This is a genomic window from Bifidobacterium breve DSM 20213 = JCM 1192 (assembly GCF_001025175.1).
In the GTDB taxonomy this organism is placed as follows: domain Bacteria; phylum Actinomycetota; class Actinomycetes; order Actinomycetales; family Bifidobacteriaceae; genus Bifidobacterium; species Bifidobacterium breve.
In genome coordinates this window covers 19,324-37,705 of record NZ_AP012324.1, presented here as the reverse complement: position 1 = coordinate 37,705, position 18,382 = coordinate 19,324, and the positions used below count along the sequence as shown (strand labels likewise).

Annotated in this window: 13 protein-coding genes, 2 tRNA genes and 1 pseudogene; 7 read left to right on the top strand and 9 right to left on the bottom strand. The window is 56.4% G+C overall.

Going from position 1 to position 18,382, the window contains the following annotated elements; genetic code table 11:
• The 6 genes from pelF to ahpC all read right to left on the bottom strand — a co-directional run bounded on the left by pelF (position 1) and on the right by ahpC (position 9,349).
• Positions 1 to 1,419 carry a GT4 family glycosyltransferase PelF gene (gene pelF, locus BBBR_RS00140; RefSeq protein ID WP_032738102.1) on the bottom strand — a complete coding sequence of 473 codons (1,419 nt, stop codon included), beginning with the start codon at positions 1,417 to 1,419 and terminating at the stop codon, positions 1 to 3.
• Positions 1,416 to 3,296, bottom strand: a complete 1,881-nt coding sequence (locus BBBR_RS00135; RefSeq protein ID WP_025300914.1) for a DUF2194 domain-containing protein — start codon at positions 3,294 to 3,296, stop codon at positions 1,416 to 1,418. Before BBBR_RS00135 ends, pelF begins: the two co-directional genes overlap by 4 nt.
• The gene (locus tag BBBR_RS00130) at positions 3,293 to 4,207 is read right to left on the bottom strand and encodes a hypothetical protein (RefSeq protein WP_003827895.1); all 915 of its coding nucleotides are present in this window, start codon (positions 4,205 to 4,207) and stop codon (positions 3,293 to 3,295) included. The genes BBBR_RS00135 and BBBR_RS00130 overlap by 4 nt, the downstream gene beginning before the upstream one ends.
• Positions 4,204 to 6,411: an NAD-dependent epimerase/dehydratase family protein gene (locus BBBR_RS00125; RefSeq protein ID WP_003827894.1), complete on the bottom strand. Its 2,208-nt coding sequence runs from the start codon at positions 6,409 to 6,411 to the stop codon at positions 4,204 to 4,206. Before BBBR_RS00125 ends, BBBR_RS00130 begins: the two co-directional genes overlap by 4 nt.
• A 305-nt stretch (positions 6,412 to 6,716) precedes the next feature.
• Positions 6,717 to 8,630 (bottom strand): FAD-dependent oxidoreductase, encoded by a 1,914-nt coding sequence (locus BBBR_RS00120; RefSeq protein WP_015438197.1) that lies wholly within the window; start codon positions 8,628 to 8,630, stop codon positions 6,717 to 6,719.
• A gap of 155 nt (positions 8,631 to 8,785) precedes the next feature.
• Positions 8,786 to 9,349 (bottom strand): alkyl hydroperoxide reductase subunit C, encoded by a 564-nt coding sequence (gene ahpC / locus BBBR_RS00115; RefSeq protein ID WP_003827892.1) that lies wholly within the window; start codon positions 9,347 to 9,349, stop codon positions 8,786 to 8,788.
• Positions 9,350 to 9,615: 266 nt separating this feature from the next.
• Here ahpC and BBBR_RS00110 point away from each other — a divergent pair, with 266 nt between their 5' ends.
• Complete coding sequence (locus BBBR_RS00110) at positions 9,616 to 10,299, top strand: carbonic anhydrase (protein WP_015438196.1); 684 nt, start codon at positions 9,616 to 9,618, stop codon at positions 10,297 to 10,299.
• 15 nt (positions 10,300 to 10,314) lie between these two features.
• On the opposite strand, the gene BBBR_RS00105 is transcribed toward BBBR_RS00110, so the two are convergent.
• Positions 10,315 to 11,451: an AAA family ATPase gene (locus tag BBBR_RS00105; RefSeq protein ID WP_015438195.1), complete on the bottom strand. Its 1,137-nt coding sequence runs from the start codon at positions 11,449 to 11,451 to the stop codon at positions 10,315 to 10,317.
• 235 nt (positions 11,452 to 11,686) lie between these two features.
• Between BBBR_RS00105 and BBBR_RS00100 the strand changes: the two genes are divergently transcribed.
• From BBBR_RS00100 to BBBR_RS00090, 3 genes are all read left to right on the top strand, one after another.
• A complete protein-coding gene (locus tag BBBR_RS00100) occupies positions 11,687 to 13,030 on the top strand; it encodes a hemolysin family protein (RefSeq protein WP_003827889.1) in 1,344 nt (447 codons plus the stop codon).
• Between the two features lie 162 nt (positions 13,031 to 13,192).
• Positions 13,193 to 13,672, top strand: coding sequence for a Dps family protein (locus tag BBBR_RS00095; protein WP_003827888.1), 480 nt, complete (start codon positions 13,193 to 13,195; stop codon positions 13,670 to 13,672).
• Positions 13,673 to 13,906: 234 nt separating this feature from the next.
• A complete protein-coding gene (locus tag BBBR_RS00090) occupies positions 13,907 to 15,220 on the top strand; it encodes an ATP-binding protein (RefSeq protein WP_003827887.1) in 1,314 nt (437 codons plus the stop codon).
• Positions 15,221 to 15,582: 362 nt separating this feature from the next.
• On the opposite strand, the pseudogene BBBR_RS11400 reads toward BBBR_RS00090, so the two are convergent.
• Together BBBR_RS11400 and BBBR_RS00080 are read right to left on the bottom strand one after the other, a co-directional pair.
• Positions 15,583 to 15,732, bottom strand: a pseudogene (locus tag BBBR_RS11400) (IS30 family transposase); the annotation flags it as partial.
• Positions 15,733 to 16,113: 381 nt separating this feature from the next.
• Positions 16,114 to 16,779, bottom strand: a complete 666-nt coding sequence (locus BBBR_RS00080; RefSeq protein WP_003827884.1) for a M48 family metallopeptidase — start codon at positions 16,777 to 16,779, stop codon at positions 16,114 to 16,116.
• A 141-nt stretch (positions 16,780 to 16,920) separates the two neighbouring features.
• Here BBBR_RS00080 and BBBR_RS00075 point away from each other — a divergent pair.
• The 3 genes from BBBR_RS00075 (at position 16,921) to BBBR_RS00065 (ending at position 18,382) form a co-directional block, all read left to right on the top strand.
• A tRNA-Ile gene (locus tag BBBR_RS00075) sits at positions 16,921 to 16,994 on the top strand.
• A gap of 43 nt (positions 16,995 to 17,037) precedes the next feature.
• A tRNA-Ala gene (locus tag BBBR_RS00070) sits at positions 17,038 to 17,110 on the top strand.
• Positions 17,111 to 17,389: 279 nt separating this feature from the next.
• Entirely contained in the window at positions 17,390 to 18,382 is a 993-nt protein-coding gene (locus BBBR_RS00065) for a DUF5692 family protein (protein WP_003827883.1), read from the top strand.

Genomic DNA, 18,382 nt, shown 5'->3' with positions numbered 1-18,382 from the left:
TCAGCGTTCCAATCCGAACTGATCCGCGGTATCGGCATACAGCCTGCGATAATCGTCAAGCATGCGCTCATGACGGTAATAGGCGTTCACACGATTGCGGCCGATCTGCCCCATGGTTTCACGCAACGTACGGCTGGAACACATGCGTTCCATCGCCCCGCTTAAGCCTTCGCGGTACATGGGAGGCACATAAAAACCGGCAGTGCCGAAATCATCGCCATCCTCGCCTTCCAAAAGCTCACGGCAGCAGCCGACATCAGTGGTCACGCACGGGCGTGCGGCTGCGAACGATTCCAACACCGACAATGGTTGGCCTTCGGAAATGCTGGTCAACACGGTGAAATCAAGCTTGCGCATGTATTCCACCACATTCACACGGCCCGTGAATTCAAGATTGCGCACGTCCAACTGTTCCACAAGCTCATAGCATTCGTCGGCATACTCCTGATCGTCAACACCGCCGAGAATATGCAAACGCACATTGTCAACGCGAGATGAAAGCTCATGAAACGCATGAATCAGGGTTTTCACGTCTTTGATCGGCGCCATGCGCACCACCGCACCGATATCGACCCAACCATCGTCGGGTTTCAGTGGAATATCGCAAAAACGTTCGTATTGAATGCCGTTGGGAATAACCTGGCAGGCGTCGGCGGGAGCCCCCATACCGATTTGGATAAGACGGGCACGACCGAACAAACTAGTGATACGCCATGCACGCTGGTAGATCTGTTCCGAAAGCATGTAGAAGAAACGAATCCATCGCGGACGGAAAGCCGGTAGCACCCATTCGGCGGAAATAATCTCCTCTTCACGTTCGCGCGTATAAATGCCATGTTCCGTAAGCAATACCGGCGCATGGTTGATGGAACCACCCAAACAAGCCAACAATCCGCCATATCCGGTGGAAATCGCATGATAGATTTGCGCTTCCGGTACTTCGCTGCCCATCAGGTATAACACCGGCAGCAGCATGGAGCGCACAGTATGGAAAGCGTCGGCATAGGCCACATACGGGTATTCCTCCATGCAGATTTGCGTGAACAGGTCAATGAATTCACGGCTTTGCAGGAACGACAGCGGATGCACGCCTTTGGTGTGGAACAGGTTGAACAGCACATCCCAGTCCGGGCTGCCAAGATTCACCAGTTCGCGCAATGACCGCAATTCCTCTTCGGCGAACGACACTTGCGCGCGTTCACCGCTCAGACGCAAGGCGTCGTCGAGGAACACCTCATGCACTTCCACCACATTGCTGGGCAAGTCATATACGAATTTGCCGCGGTCTTCGGCTTTGGCACCGATCACCCACAATACGAACTCGTGCTCTTTCATCGCTTCGATATAGCTGTGCATCCATGTGGATACGCCACCATGCACGTACGGGTAGCATCCTTCCAAAACCAGGCAGATTCTCATGCCGCTCCCCCAGTCTTGCGTTCGATATGAACCGTGGCGCTCGTGGCTTTGAGCAGATACAAGTTGCCGGTCAGCTTGGTGAGGCTTCCGCCGCGCACATTGCCGGGCGTACCATTACTGGCACGGAACATCAGCCACCCTTGATCGGTGAGGTTGCCAAGTTTCAGATCCCAACTGGTATCGGTTGTTTCCATCGAAACCGTCAATCCTGAGAATCGTTGCACCGCCGCAGCGCATTCCGTTCCAGTCTGCATACGAATGGACGGAGCCGACTGTTCCAACCAATCCAAATAATCTTCCAATCCCTTGCGATAGGTTTCCCAGCCTTCTTTCGCACCACGATCTTCATCAAGCAGATCATCGGGATGCATGAAGTGCGTGCTCACATAGTGCATGTTCAATTCGGAAACCGCGGCAAGACGCATGTACGTGTCGCCCACCATGCCGCCGGACACGATACGTGGAGCCTCCACCACGCCATCGGCCGCAACACCGAACTCCTGTATGTACGGCAAGGAACTGTCGGAAGGCATATACGTACTGGCGATGGCGCGAATCTGCGGCACATCCTCGCCTATGATCTTTCGCGCCTCTTGGGAGAGGATATTCGACGGCGGCACGTATACCGACGATGTTGCGGCCGGCAATACGTCTTTCTGGAATGCGATCAGTTCCTGCAATGATGCCACAATGGCTTTGCGATTCGGCCATTGCACGTACGCGTATTCCTTGCCGTAATGTGTATTCGGCAACACCAACGGCTGATGGTTGTACCCGTGATATCCGATTTCGCCGTTTTGCCGAAGCAGCAATCCTCCGTAATACTCGAATTGTGTGTTGTCCGTCTGTCGTACCGGATCATCCTTGGTGTCATCGCCGTAATTCTCAATCATCACACCGGTGAAACGAATACCGTACCGTTCAGCAAGACGCACCAAATCTGGCCACCATACTTGAGAATAGAATTCGGAAATGCTCATGTTGTAGTCACGTTTGATGTATTTGCCATTGCCAGACGGTACCGGAGACGGAAAATCGTCCAAGTAGAAAGCCGCACTGTTGATCACCGGATAGGCCGTGGCAGAACCGAGCAGACTGAACGCCGAAGCGTAAAATCCTCGAAACACCTTGCCGTAAATGCCGATATTGCACATCACAGCCGTTCCTGACTCCACCGCGTTCCTCCACACCAATGGCGTTCTGCCATTGCTGCTGACCGCCTCCACCTGTGCACGATCATTCAACGCGACGCTCAGCGACGATTTGAACGGGTCACTGAACGTGTATGTCTGCCCCCCCCCCAACATAAAATCCTCGGACGGTGTAATGCCCTCAGTCGCCACATATTCGTATGTGGACGATTCAATGCCGATCTGCGGGCCGATCACATCCAAATAGCCGGTTTTCTCCGGGGTCATGGCGAACATGACGCCGCCGCCCTTTTTGACCCATTGCATGATCTGCAGCACATGCTCGCCCAGACGGTCGAGATTAGGCATGGCCACCACTATGGTGCTGTAGTGATTCAACGCTGGAAATTCAGCGTTTTCGTCAGCCACGTCAACCGTAGTGGTAGGGACTTTCATATCAAGCAGAATCTGGTCGAGCATGGCTTCGGCATCGCTGACACCCTCTTGCGAACTGTCAACCACCAACAGATTCGTGGCTTTTTGTCCAGCGATGGCATTGGCAGCAGGAATGGCTTTGGCCCGATCCAAATACGTGATGTCGAACCGCGTGGCACCGTAATGCACGCCCAGGCTCTCCACCAGCAACACCAAAGCGATGGCCATGAACACGGCCCAGACTTTGACCAGACCTTGCCAGCGGAATCGCTTCCACTTGGCCAACACGTCTGACAGGAATCCTCTGGTCATGCGCGTTCAGCCTCCTTGGTTCTAGTCCAGAACCGCAGAGCTCGTCTTCCTTGGCCACCGAGATAAATATGCTTGCTTTCGATCTGCTGAACGGTTTGACGCAACGCATCGCCATCATTGCGTGCGGCATCGAGTCGTAGACGCATCAGCCATACATCGCCTTGATCCGGCCACCGTTCCATAGCGCCGTCAACGGTGTGCGCGGCATCATCAAAGAGTCCAAGATCAATCTGCATCTGCGCAAGACGGCACGCAACGTGATAATCGCCATGTTGGCGAAGTCGTTCCTGCAACACTTCGGCATATCGTTGTTTCTGCAACTGCAAAGCGTATCCTTGCGCAATACCGGAATTGACATATCGTTCCAGCGCATCGCAATAGCGTTCCAACATCGTTTCGGAATTTCGATGCTGCAGATAATCGTTACGGCAGCGCTGCAATGCAAGATCTTCCTTGGCACTGATCTGCGCCATGGCGGTAGCCGCGTAATGCACGACTTCCACATCCTCATTCAGTCGGGCCTGCGACAACACATCGATATAACGGCTGGGATTATCGTTGAGAATGGACATCACCAGACTGCGCCGCTGACTCGAATCATTGACGATCAACGCCTCTTCCAACGGCACTGTATTGGCGAAATCGGCTCGTTCCTCAACGAGAACGCTTCGACGTTCCTCATCATCCACACGCATTTGCTCAAGCCCCGGAGCCGTGTGCGCGCCAACGCGAATCAGCGTGCTCGCATGCAGCAACAGCACGCATAACGGCCCCCACAATGGCACCAGCAGCATGAAAGGAAGCAGTCGCCCCTCCACACGAAGCACGCCAACGCGAGACAATACGCACAGCAGCACGCATATCATTACATGCACGGCGATAAGCAGCATCGCCATCACCGTCGCATTCATGCTGCGCCACCTTCATGCGATGCGGAGTCATTCGGCGCAGCGTCACTGCGCGGCGTTTCATCCGCTTGCGACTCGGCAGCTACTTGTTCCGAAGCCTCAGCCAGCAACGAATCTTCCTCGTGGCCTGAAACCAGCTTCACATGCAATCCAGCCTGGGCCAAACGACCGTTGATGATCGGCAGCTCATGCTCGCTGGCCTGATCCATGAGCACATACACATTGCCGTCCTGCAGTACACCGGCCTCATCCGTTTGACGAATGGCTCCCATCAGGCGGCTACCATCGTCTTGCCAGGCGTCTTCCACACGCAACAGCAGATGATTGCTCATATGAGCGTGCTTGAGCTCGTTTGCAGCCAGCACTTTGGACAGGAACACCTGAGTGTTCAAGAATTCCGTGCCGGGCACCAGCATCGTCTGCCACGCAACATTCTCATAATCGAAGGCACGCACCATCGCGGATTCCACCAAGCCGCATATGATGGTGAACAGGTTCTGGAAGTACAGGTTCATTTGGTCGGGCTGCGCTTTGGCAAGCACAATCACCACGGCCAGCTTGCCATCGGCACGCACGCCCGCCGCATACATTGGAAGGTTTTGTTCAAGATTGCGGTTTACCCACAATCCGCCATGATCCAAGGCCGTGACAATGTTGGCATAATTCTCAAGCAGCACCGATTTACTGAATAAGGATTCGGTCTGCGGACTCGCGGCCACTAAATGCGCGAAACGACCACCATTATCGATTCGGTAAATACCGAAACTATCGCCGCCCAACGTATCTTGCATAATGCGAATGGTCGCGTGATACAGCTTTCGAGGCAGCACTTCGTCCAATTCACGGGTCATCGCATACATTTTGCCGAGACTGTCGCGCCTGCCGATAATCTGTCCGCGCAGCATACGACGATCATCAAGCACATCGTCGTACAGGTCACGCAGGAACGCAAGTCGTTCACGCAGCAAACTGTTTTCGTCACGCATGAATCGCAGGTTTTCGCGATTGCGCATCTGCACGTATCCGCATACTGCGCCGGCAACGAAATACACTACGAACGCAAGCCAGTTCGACGTGTCGTAAAACAACGGAGCGAATGACGCGCCGTTCGACGCGTACGACAACGCCATGCCGGCACATGCGAGCGCGGCCGCGAACACGCCTGCGTTCATTCCGTACATCGTGCCGACGATCACCACGAAAAATAGGCGCAAATCCACGGTTCCCAGCTGACTGTCGCCTTGTACCGCGGTGCGAAGCAGTTCCTCCAGTATGAACGTGACGCAGATTTCGAATGCGATCCATGGTTTTGAATGGTTGCGCAGAAAATCCCAGATCGGGTGCTTTCCGGATTGTTCCTGAGCACGCGCCTCTTTCCAGCGTTGCAGCACCAGGGGAAGATCCTGTTTGAGCGAATATCGCGGCGACCAGCCATAGCGCAATCGCAGCACATGATCGTCTGCTGGGTAACTTTGGGGCCTGTCTTCGCCAAAAGTCACCGACAATCCGGGAAATGCCGCGCTGATCACATCAGCTAAATCACCGTATGTGAAGTTGAACACGTTGGGCACATGGAATATATCGCTTTCGGCGGTCCAATCGTCGAACATGCGGTAGATCAGTTCGGCAAGATCGTCGGCGCAGAGAAAGCATGTCTGCTGCTGTTCGCGTTCACGGAATGAGATCGACCCTGCTGACGCCTGTTCGAACAGCCTGCCGAAATATGCGGTTGCCCCATTGCGTTCGGGTGCATACAAGTATGGGCAGCGAATGATCTTCGCTTCCAGACGGTAGGTGCGTGCGTAGTACAGGCAGAGTTCTTCCGACGCTCGAGATATCAGGCTTTTGCTGGTATCACGTACGTCGGCGTTTTCCGGATAGGTAAATTCGGATTCGGGGCCGCTGACCATCAGCATTTGCGTTTGCCTGTTGCGAATGGCATGCAGAAATCTTCGCAATGCTCCCAGATCGCCGTACCGGTCGCTGCGTGGGGTCAGATTTTCGGAAAAGAATACGATGCGATCAAATTCGTATGTGGTAAGGGTTTCGGCAAGGGTGTTGGCGTCAGACATGTTGACGATTCTGAGACGGTCATTGCCGTCTACGGTGCCTTCTCGTTCCGCTATCACCACATGGTCTCGGGGAAAGGCATGCTGAATCCACTGTTCGGTAATGTAATCGGTATTACCGATCAAAAGCACTTCCATGCTGCCGCCCCAGTGAATACTCCTCTAAACGGGGTTATGGCGTAGTTCTGCCCACAAACCCTCCATTGTTCCTGCCTTACGGTACTCCAGTGTAATCCGTTAACAAACAAATCACCGGTAGGGGGCTGCGGACGTTTTCTAAGAATCAAAATCATGTCAAAGTCAGAAACGAAAACATGTCAAACCGGGAAATGAAGACATGACGGAACAACGATTCTGCCGGAATCGGGCGCATCAATCGATGCACGTCATGGTTTTGGCAGAATCGTTGTTGTTGCTGTTGAATACGGCTGAGGCCGTGCGGCTTACGCGCCGACCAGTTCGAGCATTTGGGGGATGCTCTTTTTGCCGAATTCGACTTGCTGGGTGCCGTCGGCGTGGGTGATGACGATGCAGGGCACGCTCATCGCGCCGTACTGGTCTTTGAGTTCGGGGAAGTGCGAGACGTCGTAGGCTTCGGCGCGCACGGCCGGACTCAGAGAGGCAATACGCTGGGAGGCGAGCACGGTTTCCGGGCACATCGTGCAGGTGAGCGAGACGAGAATCATGATGTTCAGCGAATCCGTGATGGACTTCGCGCGTTCGATCAGATCGTCGCCCAGCGGCTGGCCGGGACCGGCCGCGTTGTACAGGCCGAGCACAAACGAGTTGAACTCATGGCCGGAAGGTACGCCGTGGAAGGCCAGACCGGTGAAGACCAGCGAACCATCGCCGTCCTTGCCGGCCTCGTCGCCCTCGGCTGGCACGCAGATGCGCACGGCCGGGCGGGCGAGTGGCAGGACACCGGCAACGTCGAATGTGGCGCGGCCGGAATCGTCTAACGAACCATAAGTAGGCAGTTCGGTGCCACTCGGCAGAGTGACGGTCAGCGGCTCGCCGACTACCAACGACGTAGGCGCACTCGAACCGTCCACCGCAGTAATCAGCCCTGCGGCATCGACGGCAACCGAGTTCAACTTGCCACCAGACAAGGCGACCATCTCGCCGATAAAGCCTTGCAATTCCGCCGAAAGTGGAGTGTCATCCAGCTCAAGGGCAATCGTGACCGGGCGAGTCATGCGCCCGAATACCACATCAAGCTGCTGCTTGATGGCGGCAGAGAACAGCTCGCCGGGCTTCTTGGCGGCACTGGCTGCGGCTGCGGCATCGGCACTGCGCTTGGCGGGTGCCGGAGCGGGCGTCGTGCCGGCGGCCGAGGCGGCGGAGGCGGCCTTCGCTTCGGACTCCTCGTAAGCGGAGACGGTGGGGCGAGGCGGCACCATGCCGGTTTTCTCGCTCATCTGCTTGGCGTAACGCTCCAGCTCCACGGCAGCAATCGCACCATCGGCGGTGGCGGTGACCACCTGGCGCAGGTTCTTGACGCGCAAATCGCCAGCCGCATACACGCCTGGCACCGAGGTTTCAAGATAGTCATGCGTGACCACGTAACCGTGATCATCGAGCTCCACCACGCCGCACACCAAATCAGTGGCAGGCACATAGCCAGCAAACACGAAGACACCAAACGTGCCCGAATCGGCGGGCTTCCAAGTTTCGGTCTGACCGGTAGCCAAATCAAGAATCGAAGCCTCACGCAGGCCGCCCTGACCGGCAGTGACACCCTTCAGTTCGACCTGATAGCGCACGTCGATCTTCGGGTTGTTTTTGGCCTCGGCGGCCACTGCGGCGTCACAAGTGAAGTCCGGTTCACGCACGAGAACAGTGACTTTGGAGGCGTACTTAGTCAGGAACACGGATTCCTCGGCCGCAGCGAATCCGCCGCCAACCACCAGCACCTCCTTGCCGGCGAAGAACTCGCCGTCGCAGGTGGCGCAGTAAGCCACGCCACGGCCTGCGTATTCGGCCTCGCCCTCGAAGCCCAGCTTGCGCGGGCTGGCGCCGGTGGCGATGAGGATGCCGAAGGTCTTGATGTCGCCACGCAAAGTGTGCACGGTTTTGATGTCGCCGTCCACGTCAAGGCCGGTGGCCTCGGCGGAAAGGAATTCAGCGCCAAAGCCCTGTGCCTGCTGACGCATGGTCTGGGTGAGCGCACGACCCGTGGTGCGGCCAACTCCCGGATAGTTGACGACCTCGTTGGTGATGGTGATCTGCCCGCCGAAATCGTCTTTTTCGAGAATCAGCACACGGTAGCGAGCGCGGGCCAAGTACAGACCCGCGGTAAGGCCTGCAGGTCCGCCACCAATGACTACGACGTCATAAAGATTATTGGTCTGAGTCATGATTGAAACTCCTTGCATATACACAGGCCCCCGCTGGCGGGGGCTCCCGCGAAGCGGGTGGGGGTTGGTTCACCTATTGCCGCGACCACCTCCAGTCGGCGTTGCCGACAGCCCCCCGCCAGCGGGGGGCAAACAACATGCCTTAGTTCAAACCGTCACAGCTGGCCGACGAGGTCGAGGCTGGGCTCAATGGTTTCCTCGCCCGGGGTCCAGTTGGCAGGGCAAACCTGGTCGCCGTGCTCGTAGACAAACTGGGAGGCCTGCACGCGGCGCAGCAGCTCTTCGGCGTTACGACCCACGTTGGAGGAGATGACCTCGTAAGCCACAACCTTGCCCTCAGGGCTCACGATGAAGTCACCGCGTTCGGCCATGCCATCAACTTCGTTGTAGGTGTCGAGATCTTTGGCCAATAGGGCGGTCGGGTCGGCCAGCATCGGGTATTCAATCTTGGCGATCTTCTCGTTGGCGTCATGCCAGGCCTTGTGCACGAAGTGGGTGTCGCAGGAGACGGAGTAGACCTCGCAGCCGATTTCCTTGAACTTGGCGTAGTTCTCGGCCAAGTCCTCAAGCTCGGTGGGGCACACGAACGTGAAGTCAGCCGGGTAGAAGAAGAACAGGGACCAGTGGCCGAGCACATCGTCCTTGGTCACCTCGTGGAACTCGTTGTTCTGGAATGCGTTCACCTTGAAATCGGTCAATTCATGCTGCAGAAGAGTCATTTTCGGTCCTTTCAGGATTCTTCAGGCGATTACCAGAACCCATCGTAGTGTGGCGGCACAGGGCTCGCACGGACAGAACATATGAGCCTTATCACACCAGCCACAGCCCTTGTGCTGACTATCATCACGGCCCACCCTTAAACAGGATTGAGATTGTGAGCGTTCTCATTATGCTTTGGGCAAAGCCAGATTATGCATGCAGCCGCGAATCCGCACTTCCAATCGCTACTATGGGTACCAGCAGTCCGCTGATAATGGAGGTTTTCATGGCTCAGGCAGACGTTGAACAGGAATCGACCGCAAATGCGACGTGGAGCCGTATGCTCCAAGGCAATCGCCGATTCGCCGAAGGCAAGCCGGACCATCCATGGCAAGACAAGGAAACTCGCCAGACGTTGCTAGACGGCCAAAATCCGGATGCGGCCGTGCTGGCCTGCTCGGATTCGCGCGTGCCTCCGGAAATCATCTTCGATGAGGGCTTGGGCGACCTGTTCACCGTACGCACCGCCGGCCAGCTCATCGATAGTGCCGTCATCGCTTCGTTGGAGTATGCGGTCAAGAAGCTGCATGTCAGTCTGATCTGCGTGTTGGGCCATGAGCATTGCGGCGCAATCGAGGCCGCCACGCAGGAGCTTGACGACCTGATGCGCACCATCACCTCCGAGGCAGATGGTTCGTTGGAAGCCGCCGACGCCATGGATGATCTCGATGAGCACATCGCCACCGCCGAGTCGATTATCCTACGCCAGGCCGGCATGTCCGTGTGGCAAGCGCGCGAGGCGGAACTTGAGGAGCACGAGGATATTGAGCGCGTGCACGTGGCCCATACCATTGAGACTCTGGCGGAGCAGTCCCCCGTTATCCAGCAGGCTCTCGCCGACGACAAGCTCATGATCGTCGGCGCCCGCTACCAGCTCGACTCCGGCAAAGTGGAAGTGCTGAGCTTCTGAGCCTTGTTTGCAGTTCTATAGTGACTGCAAATATTGCCCCAAATGCGGCACCGCAAACTCCAGCCGCCCATGCCCAGCTGGTCGAATGAGCTGATCCTTGATGAGAATCGCCCGGTACTTGCTCACCCAGCTGCGGCTTCTGCGCGTGCGATCCACAATATCGCCAACCTGCGTGGGATTCGGCGAATCTTCGGCCATCGCCGTAAGGAACAACCGTTCTGCGCTGGTGGTACCGTCCAACGCCGGAGCGCATACGGCATCGTCGAAGGCGAGCAACGCATCGGAAACACCGGTTGTCACATCATCAGCAGTAATGACATTCGAGCCTCGACGCTGCGCGGATTGCCACATGTAATAGCCGACGAGCTGCACCATATACGGATATCCGTCGGACTGGCGAGCGGCCTCCAGCGCGTCCTCCTCGCTGATGGTCTTACCGGAATCCGCAACCGTCTCCAAGAACGCATTCTTGACGTCTGGAAGCGGCACATTATCTAGCTCACGGCGCAACGCGCGGCGCAAAAATGTGGTCACCTCGTTATCCAGCAAATCGTTGACCATATACGGCAAGCCGGCAAATACGATGGCAACGCCTTTCTTGTCGGCATCAGGCGTATCACTTTCATCGGCATCCGTAATGACGTGCTGCACGGCTGTAGCAATAGCCACCAAATCATCGTGTGAGGCCGCTTGCGTCTCATCGATGGTGATAAGAATGCCCTTCCCCTTACCGAGCTTCTTACTGCCCAACTGTTTATTCAACGCGTTGCGCAACGTCAGCGGATTGAATTCCGCAGAAAAGTGCGCTTGCCCGAGACTCGCCGTGGCAATGCCGGAAATTCCAATGGAAGGACTGATGTTGGCCTGATCCAGGCGCAATCCCGAAGGCGATAATGCCGCTATGAGTCTCGTGACAAGCCCCGCGGACGCCGTCTCTCCAATGACTTCCCAATGCTGCGCTTTGGCGATACGCCGAAATTCGGTGAGCATCACCGTCTTTCCAAAGCCACGCTGCCCGGTGACCAGCATAATGCGCCCAGGAGCCCCTACTCCGTTGGTCAACGCTTCGGAAAAATCCTCGATGATGGAGTGCCGACCAATAAGAATCGGCGGCATTTTACCGGCGGTTGGTTTGAAGGGATTGCTTGCCATGACCATACTCCTGCCCACAACACGTACCATCTGCCACGATTGCGTACTATATTACACGAATGCGTACCAAATTACACGAAATTACACCATATGACACGATTGCGTACCATTGCATACTATTTCACACCGTCACGCACGTCGGCACACATCACGCCTCACATAGCCAGCGCAGCCAGCAAACCCTGCCCAGCCAGCACACCCCAATTTGACGTGCCACTCCCCTAGAGTTAAAGGCATGTCACTTGGTTTGAACATCCTCCTGATTTTTGTATTTCTCGTTATCGGTTCCGTGTTCTCCGGCACCGAGTTGGCATTGGTCTCTCTGCGCGGCTCGCAGATCGAGCAAATGGAGCAGGAGGACGCTCGCGGCGCCAAAGTCGCCAAAATCGCACGTGACCCGAACACCTTCCTCTCCACCGTGCAGATCGGTGTGACGCTCTCCGGCTTCCTGTCCGCCTCATTCGGCGCCTCTTCCATCGCCCCCTACCTGATTCCGGTGGTCGAAAGCTGGGGTGTGCACCCCGGCATCGCCGGCGGCCTGGTGAACATCATCCTGACCCTCATCATCTCCTACTGCTCCATCGTTATCTCCGAGATGGTGCCCAAGCGCATCGCCATGCAGCGCACCGAGCAGATCGCGCGCGCCGTGGTGCCCGCCATCGACGCCTTCGCCGCCGTCTGCCGCCCGATCATCTGGCTCATCGGCAAGAACACGAACGGCATCGTCCGCCTGCTCGGCTTCGACCCGCAGCAGACCGAGTCCGAGGTGTCCGACGACGAGCTGCGCGTGCTGGTCAGCTCCAACACCAACCTCTCCAAGGACGAACGCACGATTCTGGACGATGTGTTCGATGCGTCCGAAACCATCGTCGCCGAGGTGATGCGCCCGCGTGCCGACGTGGTCTTCATCGAGGGCGACCAGCCCCTGGCCGAGGCCGCCGCGTTCGTACGCGACCAGCCGTACTCCCGTTACCCGGTGACCGGCAAGGATTTCGACGACGTGATCGGCTTCGTGCATGTGCGCGATCTGCTGGACGTGCGCGATCCGAACGCCAAGATCGTGCGCGATGTGGTGCGCGAAGGCATCTCCCTGCCCGGCACCTCCAAGCTGCTGCCGAGCCTGGAACTGCTGCGTAAGCGCGGCATCCATCTGGCCGTGGTCATCGACGAGTACGGCGGCACGGACGGCATCGTGACGCTTGAGGATATGACTGAGGAGCTTGTGGGCGATATTCGCGATGAGTACGATCTGCCCAGCGAGAAGGGCGGCGAACGCACCACCCGCACCGCGTTCGTCAATGGTGTGGCCACGATCGAGGCCAGCATGACCATTGAGGACTTCGCCGATCTGACCGGCATCGAATTGGAGGACGGCCCGTACGAGACGGTCGCCGGCTACTTCCTGTCCAAGACCGGCAAGATGGGTGCGATGGGCGACGTGCTGCATTCCGACGACGGCTACAACATGGTCATCACCAAGGTGGATGGCCGCCGCATCGAAACCATCGAAGTCCGCAAAGCCGGTGCCCCGGACCATGCGCCACTGCCGGAGGAACCCCAAACTGACGACGCCAACTAACCGCGTTTTGCAAAAACTCTCACTGAGCCGCTGCCAGTGAGAGTTTTTTGCAATTGGTCCTAATAGTCACGTGATATTCACCACCTATTTGTTCGGCCCGGGGCAGAACCGCAGATCGTAGAATTGAAGAGCAACGTTCCACCGATAGAAAGAAGGAACATTATGACACTTGCATTTGTTATGCCGGGACTCGATGAGGCGACCAGCGAGAAGGCCATCGCGATTCTGCAGAACCGACTGAGCCAGGAGCAGGAGGCTGCTCTGGTCCTGAAGCACGCTCACTGGAATGTGACCGGCCCGAACTTCATCGCCGTTCACGAGATGCTTGACCCCGAGGTCGAGGCCGTGCTGGCCCAGGCTGACGAAACCGCCGAACGCATCGCTACGCTGGGCGGCACCCCGGACGGCCGCGCGGACGCCATCGTGCGCAACCGCACGTGGAAGTCGTTCGACGCTGAGGGCCGCGTGGGCACCGAGGAGTACCTCAAGGCGCTGATCGAGTACTACGACGCCTTCATCGCCGACGACCGCAAGGCCATCGCTGAGCTGGATGAGCTGGACGTCATCAGCTCCAACGTTATTCAGGATCACGTGCAGGAACTCGAAAAGTTCCAGTGGTTCATGCGCTCTCACCTGGCATAAGTAAAAGCTGTATTCCGTGGCTCCCCTCAAAGAGGGGAGCCACTTTCGTCTCACGTGAAATAGAGAATCTCCACATACATAAGTTGGAAAAGTGTATAAAACTCCCCATTCTGAGGTTGGAAAACGTAGCCAAAACCGCATTCTTATAGTTGGAAAAGTGTAAAATATGCTCTATAAACAGTTGGAAAACGTGCCCAGCATAGATGCAAGGCCTACAAATGACTGGAGATTCTCATGCTGCGAAGAAAAATCGAGACACAGCTGGAAGCTTGGAGATCCGCGCCGAAACGCACTGCACTGCTGGTCACCGGAGCCCGTCAGATTGGCAAAACCTATATCATCAGGCACTTTGCCCAACAGCATTACGACCATATCGCCGAGCTCAATTTCATCGAGAACCCTGACCTCGTTGCATTATTCGACCGGCCCCGCGATGCCAAAAACCTACTGATGAGGCTGGAACTGGCCGTAAATACGCCATTAGCACCCGGCAAAACCCTGATTTTCTTTGACGAGGTCCAGCGTTGCAAGGAAATGGTCACCGCAATTAAGTTCCTTGTAGATGATGGTCGGTTCGATTACGCGCTTTCCGGCTCGCTACTTGGAGTCGAGCTCGAAGATATACGCTCGGTACCGGTCGGGTACCTGACCGAGCTGGATATGTATCCACTGGATTTCCAAGAGTTCTGCTGGTCGCAGCATATCGGCAACGACGTATTCGATATGCTTGCCGAATGCTTTGCCAAGCACCAGGAAGTGGATGAGTTCATTCATCAAAGGCTCATGGAGCTATACTCCACATATCTGGTCATCGGCGGCATGCCTGCCGCAGTCGACTCGTTCGTGGCAAACGGCAGCGTTGCGGACGTGCGCACTATACAAGAGAACATAAAGCGTGAATATCGCCGCGATATCAGCCAATACGCGCGCAAAGAAGACCGGCTGCATATCCGCGCTATCTACGATTTGGTGCCCAGCGAGTTAAATAACCCAAACAAGCGCTTTACCTTCGCCAAAATCGAAAAGAACATGAGATTCCAATCGGTTGCTTCCGATTTCGATTGGCTGGTCAATGCGGATGTAGCCGTCGCCGCGTACAACGTGGACGAACCGTGCACACCGTTGGAGATGAGCAAGGAACGTAACCTCTTCAAACTCTTTTACAACGACGTGGGTCTGCTTACCGGCTCGTTTCTCAAGAAAACCGCGCTCGACGTACTCGACGGCAACCCTGATATCAACTACGGTTCAATCTATGAAAATGCGGTGGCCCAAGAGCTACGCGCTCACGGATTTGACCTGTATTACTACAACAGTAAGAAGCTTGGCGAGCTCGATTTCCTCATCCAAGACCGCAACGATCACGTGCTGCCGATTGAAGTGAAGTCCGGCAAATCCTACAAACGCCATCGCGCAATGGACAACGTGCTCGCCCACCCTGAATACCATCTCAATACAGGCTATGTGCTTGGCCCGTGCAACGTCTCAGTCGAAGGGAATGTAACCTACCTGCCTGTATACATGGCCGGCATGTTCCATAACGAATGACGGGCCGCACACTTAGTCAACAAGTACAGGTCGGTCAGATGGTTCGGACTGGTCAGAAGGCCCGTTCTGATCAGTTAGGTCGGTCTGATCGGACTGGCTGGATTGGTTGGCTGAGTAGCTCGGTTGGACCGATCAGCTCACTCTTGCTGGCCTTCACGCTACTTCAGCTCCAGCTGAAGTTCGCTGATGTGCCGTTCGAGTTCATCGATGTGCCGCACTTGTTGGTAGATCATCAGGTCCCGTTGTCTAATTGAAAGTGCAACACCCGTTAGATTGGAGATTGTCCAGATAACCAAACGAAGGGGTGTTGCACCTTGGGCCAAGGGTATTCGCACCTGTCGGAAGAGGAACGACATCCAGATTCAATTTGTAAGTGCAACGCTCGTCCTTGGGTGGCTTGTCCTCGACATTACCTTGCCGAGTTCGCGATACCAAGCCTCGTTGGGCGTTTCCCGGCCCAGGGCCTTCATGGGGGTGTCGTTGATCTCGTCGACGATGGCCTGCAGGTCCGCTCCACAAGAACCTCGGCAAAGCCAGGGAATACCAGTGCCCCGGCTGCGGGCGGACCATCCCACGTGACTACGGTTCGGCTGTCAACATCGCCGGGAAAGGATGCCGATATCTCGGACACAAGCACGTCGCCCCGACCCCACCGAAAGGCAGGCCGACCCGCAAACGTCCGAAACTGACAAGGAAACGACACTCGGGTGTCGACCATGATCCATCGTCAGGAACCGGCAAGGGGCCGGCATCCTTCCACCCCCAAGGACTACCAGGAGTGGCGACGGCGACTATCCGGAATAAAAGGAAGCAGACAACCACCGTCACACTACGGGCCAGCGTTGCCATGCAGTTATGGCAGGAACCACAACTACCTCATCCCGAATAACCCCCTACAGCACCACACGACGATTGAGATCGCGGCGCAACGCCTTCCAATTCGGCAGATACGTAGTCATGCGCCGCTGGAATCCGGTACCGTGACCGCTTTCCCACAAATGGGTCATTTCGTGCACCAGCACATATTCCAGGAATTGCGGCTCCATAAGGCCCAACTGAAGGTTCAGGCGGACTCGGCCGGTACGAGGCGTGCATGACCCCCAACGAGAAGTCATCACCCGCAACGTGATATGCGTAGGAGTACGGCCAACAATCGGCCCCCATCTGGCCAGCAACGCAGGCAACTGTGCGTTGATATTGGCCGACGCACGTTCACGCAACTCTTTAGTCCACGTCAATGCCGCATTATCGGTGGCCACACTACTGCCGTTGTTTACACCATCGAACCCGCCCGAAGCAAGGCCCACTCCCCCATGGCCGGCGCCACGCTGCCAGGAATCGCCCAAGCTGCCAATCACCGAACGCTCTCGGGCAAGTGCCATACGACGCCGGTGATTATCAATCCAAGGCCTCCGATCCCGGACAAAATCAATAATGGTCTGCTCGGCCATCCGCCGCGGCGCGGAAATCATGACCACACCATTCGGCGGCTTGATGCGCAGGTACATATTCTTGATGGGTTTACGCACCACCTGCACTTCCAGCCCATCAATCTTCATGCCGCATATTGTCCGTCCGCAGCACGACACAACCGCACTCCCCCAGCAAGGCACCACCCGCGACACGCCGTCTCTTACGCATTGACAAGTCAAAGGGAATCGGTATTATAACTACTTGTGCGCTTTTAGAGCGTATGAATCGGGCCCGTAGCTCAGCTGGTTAGAGCGCATCCCTGATAAGGATGAGGTCGGAGGTTCAAGTCCTCCCGGGCCCACAGAAAAAAGTGAAGCGGCCCGCGTGCCGCTCTTTTTTTCACTGGGGCTATAGCGCAGCTGGTAGCGCATCTGCTTTGCAAGCAGAGGGTCGCCGGTTCGAACCCGGCTAGCTCCACAGATAACCCTTGGAATCATGCCGATTCCAAGGGTTTTTATCTTTTCGCAACCAACTTCTCAACATCCAATCCGATTCTAGTGCATCACAGACAAATTTCAGCAGCCTGTCAACCTTGTAATGATGCGAAACCGCATGCACAGAACCCATATTGACACCATGTCAACATAGGGATACACTATGCCGTGAGAGAAATTGACGCTGCGTCAATAAGCGGCGTCGGCGCTCGGAATCCGATGGAGAATCGCGGGGCGCACCACATATCAGAAAGGACCGCTCATGCTGTTTCAGGTCTACGGCGACAACGCCATCTACCAATGGATTGGCTGGATACTCGTCTTCTGCTGCCTTATTGGCGCCAATGAACTGGCTCGTCGCACCAAAACCGGCGGCATCGTCGCCTTCCTCGTCGTCCCGGCTGTGCTGACCGTCTACTTCATCACCATCTACACCGCCGCCGCAATGGGCGCCGACTGGGCACTCAACAATCCGACCTACGTGCACATGACCAGCTGGTTCCACTACGCCAAGCTCTACGCGGCCACCATCGGCTGCATCGGCTTTATGGCCCTCAAATACAAGTGGGGCTCTATCGGCAAATCCCACTGGTTCAAGTGCTTCCCGTTCGTGATCGTGGCCATCAACATCCTCATCGCCGTGGTCTCTGACTTCGAATCCGCCATCCGCGGCTGGGGCACCACCTGGATCTCCACTGAAGGCGTGACCCTCTACGGTGGCTGGCACAACGTGTTCAACGGCTTGGCCGGCATCCTCAATATCTTCTGCATGACCGGCTGGTTCGGCATCTACGCCTCCAAGAAGAAGGACGACATGCTCTGGCCGGACATGACCTGGGTGTTCATCGTGGCCTACGATCTGTGGAACTTCTGCTACACCTACAATTGCCTGCCCACCCACTCCTGGTACTGCGGCCTTGCACTGCTGCTGGCGCCCACCGTGGCCAACTTCTTCTGGAACAAGGGCGGCTGGATCCAGAATCGCGCCAATACATTGGCCATCTGGTGCATGTTCGCGCAGGTATTCCCGATGTTCCAGGACTACTCCGTGTTCTCCACCCAGTCCGTGAACAACCCGAACGTGAACCTTGCGGTGTCCCTAATCGCGCTAGTGGCCAACGTGTTGGCACTCGGCTACATCCTGCTGCGCGCCAAGAAGCAGGGCATCAACCCGTGGACCAAGGAAGTCTTCAAGGGCACCAAAGACTACGAGCAGGCCATCGCTCGCGCCGATGCATCGGAGTTGGTGGCGTAG